The organism is Pseudomonas edaphica (assembly GCF_005863185.1).
In the GTDB taxonomy this organism is placed as follows: Bacteria; Pseudomonadota; Gammaproteobacteria; order Pseudomonadales; family Pseudomonadaceae; genus Aquipseudomonas; species Aquipseudomonas edaphica.
On sequence record NZ_VBVZ01000883.1, the window covers coordinates 1 to 1,847 of the forward strand.

Genomic DNA, 1,847 nt, shown 5'->3' on the forward strand with positions numbered 1-1,847 from the left:
GTAACGCTCTTCATGGCTGAGGAACAAGCCATCGCCAGCCAGCTCTTCCGGATCACCGCCGGTGACCAGGTTGAACAAAGCGCGCCCGCCGGACAACCGGTCCAGGGTCGCGGCCTGACGCGCCGCCACCGTCGGGGAGATGATGCCGGGGCGCAGCGCGACAAGGAATTTCAGTCGCTGGGTTACCGGGATCAGCGAGGCGGCGACCAGCCACGAGTCTTCACAGGAGCGGCCGGTAGGAATCAGCACCCCGCCGAACCCCAGGCGGTCAGCCGCCTGGGCCACTTGCTGCAGATAACCGTGATCGACGGCGCGGGCGCCTTCGGCGGTGCCAAGGTAATGGCCGTCGCCGTGGGTAGGCAGGAACCAGAAAATATTGAGGCTCATGGAGTTGTCTCCTGAAGAAGTCGGATTACGGCGCTGTGGCGACGGCGGCGGATGGAGTCCAGATCACGTCCTTGATGCTCAAGGGTTTGGGGATCAATTTGAGCTGGTAGAAGGTGTCGGCGATTTTCTGCTGGGCGGCGACCACTTCCGGGGTCAGGAACAGCGCGCCGTAGCCTTGGCGCTTGACCGAGGTCAGGGTGATGTCCGCCGGCAAGCCGAGCAGTGGCGCGACTTGTTCGGTTACTTCCTGAGGGTTGGCCTTGGACCATTCGCCCACTGCGCGCACTTCTTCCACCAGCGCCTTGATCACGTCCGGGTGCTGCGTGGCGTAGGGCTTGGTGGCCAGGTAGAACTGGTGGTTGTCGGCAATGCCGGTGCCGTCACGCAGGGTGCGCGCTTGCAGTTGTTTCTCGGCGGCTGCCTGGTACGGGTCCCAGATCACCCAGGCATCGACGCTGCCACGCTCGAACGCGGCGCGGGCATCGGCGGGTGGCAGGAAGATGGTGTGCACGTCGGTGTATTTGAGGCCGGCATCTTCCAGGGCACGTACCAACAGGTAGTGCACGTTGGAGCCTTTGTTGAGCACGATTTTCTTGCCCTTGAGCTCGGCCACCGATTTGATCGTCGAATCCTTGGGCACCAGGATCGCTTCACTGGTCGGCGCGGGTGGCTCATAGGCGACGTAGAGCAAATCTGCACCCGCCGCCTGGGCGAACACGGGCGGCGTTTCGCCGGTGACACCAAAGTCGATCGCACCGACGTTCAGGCCTTCGAGCAACTGCGGGCCACCGGGGAATTCGGTCCATTGCACTTGCACGCCCTGGGCGGCCAGGCGTTTTTCCAGCGAGCCCTTGGCTTTGAGCAGCACCAGCGTGCCGTACTTCTGATAACCGATCCGCAACGTCTCGGCGGCCTGGGCTTGAACAATGGCGCCGAAGGACACAGCCGCAGCAAACAGTGCGACCAGACCACGACGCAAGATGACAGTGCGCATGGCGCTCTCTCCAAATAATGCGATGAGGGGGTTGGCTGCACCTGCTTGGCCGTTGGCGGCTGAGTAAGGTGAGTACTACAAAATCCGGTACGGCTTAAATGCTCCAGCGAGCACTCAACAAACGTTCATTCAACACATTGGGGTCCAGCGGTTTGGGGCGACGGGCCATGGCGCCGTAAAGCGTCTCCAGGGCCTCGTGCAATCGCTGTTCAAGCACCGGCACCAGTTGCGCCTGGGCACTGCCTTCGGCGTAAGCGATCTGGCTGTCTTCGGCAAAGATACCGTGGAGCAGTTCCTGGGCCTTGAGGGCCGACAGCACCGGCTTCAAGGCGTAGTCCACCGCCAGCATGTGGGCGATGCTGCCGCCGGTGGCCATTGGCAACACGATCTTGTGGGCCAGGGCGCGCTCGGGCAGCAGGTCGAGTACGGTTTTCAGCGCGCCGGAAAACGAGGCCTTGTACACCGG

Annotated in this window: 3 protein-coding genes; all 3 read right to left on the reverse strand. The window is 62.8% G+C overall.

Features of this window, described 5'->3' with window-relative positions:
- Nucleotides 1-387, reverse strand: a 387-nt coding sequence (locus FEM54_RS31685) for an LLM class flavin-dependent oxidoreductase (RefSeq protein ID WP_138454183.1), incomplete at its 3' end; no start/stop codon positions are given.
- Between the two features lie 25 nt (nucleotides 388-412).
- Nucleotides 413-1,381 carry a sulfonate ABC transporter substrate-binding protein gene (locus FEM54_RS31690; RefSeq protein WP_138454184.1) on the reverse strand — a complete coding sequence of 323 codons (969 nt, stop codon included), beginning with the start codon at nucleotides 1,379-1,381 and terminating at the stop codon, nucleotides 413-415.
- A gap of 94 nt (nucleotides 1,382-1,475) precedes the next feature.
- Nucleotides 1,476-1,847: NAD(P)H-dependent oxidoreductase (locus FEM54_RS31695; protein WP_171045957.1), on the reverse strand; the 372-nt coding region annotated here is incomplete at its 5' end.